Genomic DNA, 5,654 nt, shown 5'->3' with positions numbered 1-5,654 from the left:
CGGCACGGCATTGATGCCTGATCCGCGCCAGACCCCGCTGCCCTGGGAGCTGATGAGCGAGATGACCGTGATCGTCGCGCTTTTCGGCGCGGGCATGCGCATCGACAGGCTCGGTCCCTGGCGGCGCTGGCGCCCCACCTGGCGGCTCCTGGGCATTGCGATGCCGTTGACGATTGCAGCGGCAGCCTGGCTCGGCAGCGGGCTTGTCGGATTTACGCTCGCAGGCGCGATCCTGCTGGGCGCGGTGCTGGCGCCGACCGACCCGGTCCTGGCCTCGGATGTTCAGGTCGGCCCCCCGCAGCAGGGCCGGGAGCACCCCGTGCGCTTCGCCCTGACCACCGAGGCCGGCCTGAATGACGGGCTGGCCTTTCCCTTCGTCTATCTTGGCTTGCTGGTTGCCGCCGAGGGGCTGTCACCCGTGGCCCGGGAAACCGGATGGCTGGTGCAGGACGTGCTTTACCGAACCGTGGTCGTCTCCGATGCGGTTGGCCGACCCGGGCAAGGTCGCACGGCCGAACTGGACACCGGAGGGTTCGCCTGTTTCCCATCCTCGACCCCCCGGCCCATTCCCATGCAAGCGCCGGATCCCTCTAGGACGTCGGTCGTCGCCACACCGGACGTGGGCTCCGAATGCACGGTCCGCTGATCCCTCTGATGTCCCGCGGTGCCGTGTGGGTCGATACCTTGGTGAGGTTCGTCCATTTACCGGAGCTTAGCTTGCCCTCGAACCCGTCGAGAAGGCGGCTGACGGTCTCGATCGGCCTGGCTCGCGCGCCCGGCGAAGCGCCTGCATCTCGCATATCAAGATCGTAAGAAATATTTTGCATTAAATTTGTTTTTATGCACAAAGTAGCAAGGGAGAGGAGAGAACCATGACCGACCCGGAGGAGCAGGCGGAGGGCGAGACGCTGGCCGAACGAGCCGCGGCGCTTCTGCAGAACGACATCATATCCGGCGCGCTGAAGCCCGGCGCGCGGCTGGCGGTGGCCGACTTGGCAGCGCGCTACGGCGTGAGCTCCAGCCCGGTGCGCGAGGCGCTGTCGCGGCTGGCCGCACGCAACATGGTCGCCGCCGTCGGGCGACGCGGCTTCCGCGTCCGCGAACTGAGCCACGAGGACTTGGCCGACATCACCCGGGTACGCATCCTTGTCGAGCGCGAGGCGTTGCGCCTGTCGATGCGCCAGGGCGGCGATGCCTGGGAGACAGAAGTGATCGCCGCGCTCCACCGCCTGCGGCTGAACGTGCAGCGCGCGGGCGCGGCCTTCGGACAGGGCGGGGCGGAATTCGACCGGCTGCATCACGGCTTCCATGCTGCGCTGATCGGCGGCTGCGGCTCGCCGCGGCTGATCGAGCTGGCGGGCGACCTCTACAACCAAGCCTTCCGCTACCGCCAGATCAACATGCGCGGCATGGCCGATGCCGAGAGTTTCATCGGCATGCACGAGGTGCTGGCAAGGGCCGCGACCGGCCGCGAGGAGGACCGGGCCTTCGCGCTGCTGCGCAGCCATCTGAACTCGACCCTTGCCAATGTCTACCCGGAGCACGGGACGGTCTAGCGCCGCGCCCTGCCGGACCCGGCCGGACATCCAGGAATTGCAACCGGCCGCCGCCACGCGGCCGGGCAGGAGAGATCATGCCATATCCACGGGAGGACCCATGACAAGCATCGGCACCATCACGGTCATCGGCGCAGGCACGATGGGCCATGGCATCGCGGAAACCTTCGCAATCCACGGCCACGAGGTCCGCCTCTACGACCCGTTCCCGGACATGCGCGGCAAGGCGCGCGCGGCCATCGAGGCGGAACTCGGGCTGCTGGCGGAAACCGGCCGGATCGATGCCGCGGACATTCCGGCCATCCTCGGCCGCATCACCTGTCCCGGAGACCTGGCAGCCGCGGTTGCGGAGGCGGAGTTCATCATCGAGGCGATCCCGGAGGACATCGCGCTGAAACGCGCGCTCTTCGCCGATCTCGACCGGCTCTGCACGCCGGGCACGATCCTTGCGAGCAACACTTCGAGCCTCGGGCTCGACGACATGATCGCGGAGCTGCCCGAGGGCCGCCGCGCCTGCTGCATGGTCTGCCACTGGTACAATCCCGCACATCTGGTGCCGCTGGTCGAGCTGTCGGATTTCGGCAACATGGCGGAGACCGACCTCGCCCGGGTCGAGGCGCTGCTCAGGGGCGCCGGCAAGAAGACCATCCGGGTCCTGAAGGACATCCCCGGGCTGATCGCCAACCGCATCCAGCAGGGCATCGCGCGCGAGGTCTTTGCGCTGATCGAAGCGGGCGCAGCTTCGGCGGAGGACATCGACGCCGCGCTGAAATACGGGCCGGCCTTCCGCTATGCCACGACGGGCCAGCTCGAGATCGCGGATTTCGGCGGCATCGACATCTGGTGCGCCGTCGGCGACAACCTGCTGCCCGAGATCAGCGCCGCCCAAGCCGCCAGCGACCTGCTGCGCCGCAAAATCGCCGAGAACAAGCTGGGCCTGAAGACCGGAGAGGGGTTCTTCAGCTACGGCGAGGGCCGCAGTGCGGAAATCACCCGCGACTTCCACCGGCGGCTGATCCGCCAGCTCGCGGCCATCGACGACAACTGACATCACCCCAGGGAGGACACCATGAGCCTGATGGACATGGACAATGCAGGCTCGCCGCTTTGGCGCCTGTCCAAGAAATTCGACTTCGCCGCCGAGCGGATCATCCCCGACCCGCTGGTTTTCTGCATGATCTTCACGGTCATCATCTTCGTCGCAGGGGTGCTGGCCACCGGCAACGCGCCGCTGGCGATGGCGCAGTTCTGGTATGACGGGATCTGGTCGCAGGCGGCCTTCGCCTTCCAGATGGCCTTCATGGTGGTCTGCTGCGCCGTGACGGCGCGTTCGGAGCAAGTCAGCCGCGGGCTCGACCGGCTGGCCCGCGCGGTCGCGCGCCCGGCCACGGCGGTGCTGCTCCTGATGGTCTTCGGCTATCTGGCGAGCTTCCTGAACTGGGCCTTCGCGCTGATCGTCACGCCGGTCCTTGCCATGGCGCTGAGCCAGCGGATCCGCGGGCTGCATTTTCCGATGCTGATCGCAGCCGGGTATTCGACCATGATCCTCGGCCAGTGCCTTAGCCCGACCGGAACGATCTATGCCCTGCTGGCAGGCGATCATCCGCTGGCGGAGAAGATCGGCGTCATGCCGCAGACCATGACCACCTACAATCCGGCGAATATCGTCCTCTGGGTCCTGCTGGCAGGGCTGACGACGCTTGTCGCGATGCGGACCAGGCCCTCCGGGGACGAGATCGTCGAGTTCCGCCAGGAGCGTGCGCCCGTGGCCGAGCCCGAGCCCGAGCCGGAGCCGGACGGGTTCGCTGGCTCCATCGCCGACCGGCTGAACGGCAGCCGGGCGCTGATGTGGGCGATCGGCCTGCTGGGCGCGGTGATGATCGCCTTCACCGTGGCCAGGAACGGGCTTTTCGCCTCGCTGTCGCTGAGCTTCGTGATCTTCGTCTTCCTGATCGCGAATTTCTTCCTCTACAACACCCCCGCCCGGTTCATCGCCGCCTATCGCGACAACCTCAAGCTCGCCACCGACGTGATGATCCAGTTCCCCTTCTATGGCGGCATCGCCGGGATGATGGCGAAATCCGGTCTCGCCACGGTGATCGTCGGCTTCTTCACCTCGATCTCGACAGCGAACACGCTGCCTTTCTTCACCTATCTCTCCAGTTCGCTGGTCAACCTCTTCATCCCCTCCCAGGGCGGCCAGTGGATCGTGCAGGGCGAGATCACCGTCGATGCCGCGCTGCAGATCGGGGCAAGCCTGCCGCTGATCGTCAATGCCTTCGTCTATGGCGACCAGGCGACGAACCTGCTGCAGCCGCTCTACGTGATCCCTGCGCTCGCCGTGGTCGGCATGCGGCTGCGCGATGTCTGGGGCTACATGGCTTTCCTGTGGTGCATCTGGTTCGCCGTGACCTCGGTGCTGCTGCTGGCCATCCCCGTCTTCTTCTGACGCTTCCGGCCCCTGCGGCGAGTGCTGCCGGGGCCTTCTCTCCCGAATTTCCCGTAAAGGACGCGCCCCATGACCGGATACCCCGCCCCTGATCACACGAATGACCCGGCCGCCCGCTCCTGGGTTGCTTCCGCGAACGATCCCGGCACCGACTTCCCGGTGCAAAACCTGCCGCTGGGAATTTTCTCCGCCGGGGATGCCGCGCCGCGGGCCGGGATGGCGATCGGCGACAAGGTGCTCGACCTCGTGGCGGCGCTGGATCTGGGGCTCCTGGGCGATGCAGTCCCGCGCGAGGCACTTGCCAGCGACGGGCTGAACGGGCTCTTCGCACTGGGGCAGGAGGCCGGGCTGAGGCTGCGCCATGCCGCTTTCGCGCTGCTGGCGGCGCCGGAGCCCTCCGCCCATGCCGGGGCGATCCTGCAGGACATGGCGGCGGTGACGATGCACCGCCCGGTGCGTGTGGGAAACTACACCGATTTCTACGCGGGCATCCATCACGCGGTGCGCGCGGGCGGGCTGCTGCAACCGGAAAACCCGCTGCCCGACAATTACAAATGGGTCCCGATCGGCTATCACGGCCGCGCCTCGACCACCCGCGTTTCCGGCACGGATGTCCGCCGCCCGCTGGGCCAGCGCCAGCTGGCGCCCGGCGGGGCGCCCGAGTTCGGCCCCTGCCGCGAGCTCGACCTGGAGCTGGAGATGGCGATCTATGTCGGCCGTCCGACCGCGTGGGGTCAGCCAGTCGCCATCGGCCGCGCGGCAGAGCATGTGGCGGGATACGGGCTCCTGAACGACTGGTCGGCGCGCGACATTCAGCGCTGGGAAATGAAGCCGCTCGGTCCGTTCCTGTCGAAGAACCTTGGCACGACCCTGTCGCCGTGGGTGGTCAGCCCCCAAGCCCTAGCGCCGTTCCGCGTGGCAATGGCGCCGCGCGACCCGGCCGATCCGCAGCCGCTGCCCTACCTGATGGACAATGCGGACCAGGCCGGGGGCACCTTCGACGTGGCGCTGAGCGTCTGGCTCCGGACTGCGCGGATGCGCGCCGCGGGCGAGGGCCCGGTGACGATCATCCATTCCAACATGCGCGACCTTTACTGGACGCCGGCGCAGCTCTTGGCGCATCACACCTCGTCAGGCTGCGAGATGGAGGCTGGCGACCTGATCGGCACCGGCACGATCTCGGGCCCGCGCGAAGACGAGCTCGGCAGCCTACTGGAACTGGCCATGAACGGGGCGCGCCCGGTGACGCTGCCCAATGGCGAGACGCGCAGCTTCCTCGAGGATGGCGACGAGATCACGCTGAAGGGCCGATGCGTGCGCGAGGGCTTCGTCCCGATCGGCTTCGGCACCTGCACCGGCACCGTGCTGCCCGCCCCCGACATGGCAGTTTCCGCCCGTGAGCTGAGAGGTGGTCCCGGTTTTTCGACCAGTTTGCCGCCGGGCTAAGCTATAGCATGGGCTTCATGTCAGGCGGCGGCTTTCAGATTGATGGGCCGGCTATCACAAACTTCGGCCGGGGTCAGCAGCCCGTGCGATGAGTGCGGGCGCTTTTCGTTGCAATAGCTGATGGCGCCCACAATGTCGTCCTGATCGGCGGGCCCGGCACGGGAAAGACGCATGTGGCGGCCACACTGGGCGTCCAAGCGGTA

Annotated in this window: 5 protein-coding genes and 1 pseudogene; all 6 read left to right on the top strand. The window is 67.4% G+C overall.

The window, feature by feature from the left end; genetic code table 11:
* On the top strand, positions 1–646 hold a 646-nt coding region (locus ICN82_RS08050; RefSeq protein WP_193181540.1), incomplete at its 5' end, for a cation:proton antiporter domain-containing protein.
* A gap of 226 nt (positions 647–872) precedes the next feature.
* A complete protein-coding gene (locus tag ICN82_RS08045) occupies positions 873–1,556 on the top strand; it encodes a GntR family transcriptional regulator (protein ID WP_193181538.1) in 684 nt (227 codons plus the stop codon).
* Positions 1,557–1,656: 100 nt separating this feature from the next.
* The gene (locus tag ICN82_RS08040) at positions 1,657–2,604 is read left to right on the top strand and encodes a 3-hydroxyacyl-CoA dehydrogenase family protein (RefSeq protein ID WP_193181536.1); all 948 of its coding nucleotides are present in this window, start codon (positions 1,657–1,659) and stop codon (positions 2,602–2,604) included.
* Positions 2,605–2,625: 21 nt separating this feature from the next.
* Positions 2,626–4,005 (top strand): short-chain fatty acid transporter, encoded by a 1,380-nt coding sequence (locus ICN82_RS08035; protein WP_193181535.1) that lies wholly within the window; start codon positions 2,626–2,628, stop codon positions 4,003–4,005.
* Between the two features lie 69 nt (positions 4,006–4,074).
* On the top strand, positions 4,075–5,451 hold the full coding sequence (gene fahA / locus ICN82_RS08030) for a fumarylacetoacetase (protein ID WP_193181534.1): 1,377 nt from the start codon (positions 4,075–4,077) through the stop codon (positions 5,449–5,451).
* 119 nt (positions 5,452–5,570) lie between these two features.
* Positions 5,571–5,654 (top strand): annotated as a pseudogene (locus ICN82_RS08025) (ATP-binding protein); the annotation flags it as partial.

Origin of the sequence: Mangrovicoccus algicola (assembly GCF_014903745.1) — a bacterium.
Classification (GTDB): Bacteria; Pseudomonadota; Alphaproteobacteria; order Rhodobacterales; family Rhodobacteraceae; genus Mangrovicoccus; species Mangrovicoccus algicola.
Note: the sequence above shows the minus strand (reverse complement) of the source record. Positions and strands in the feature narration are given on the sequence as shown.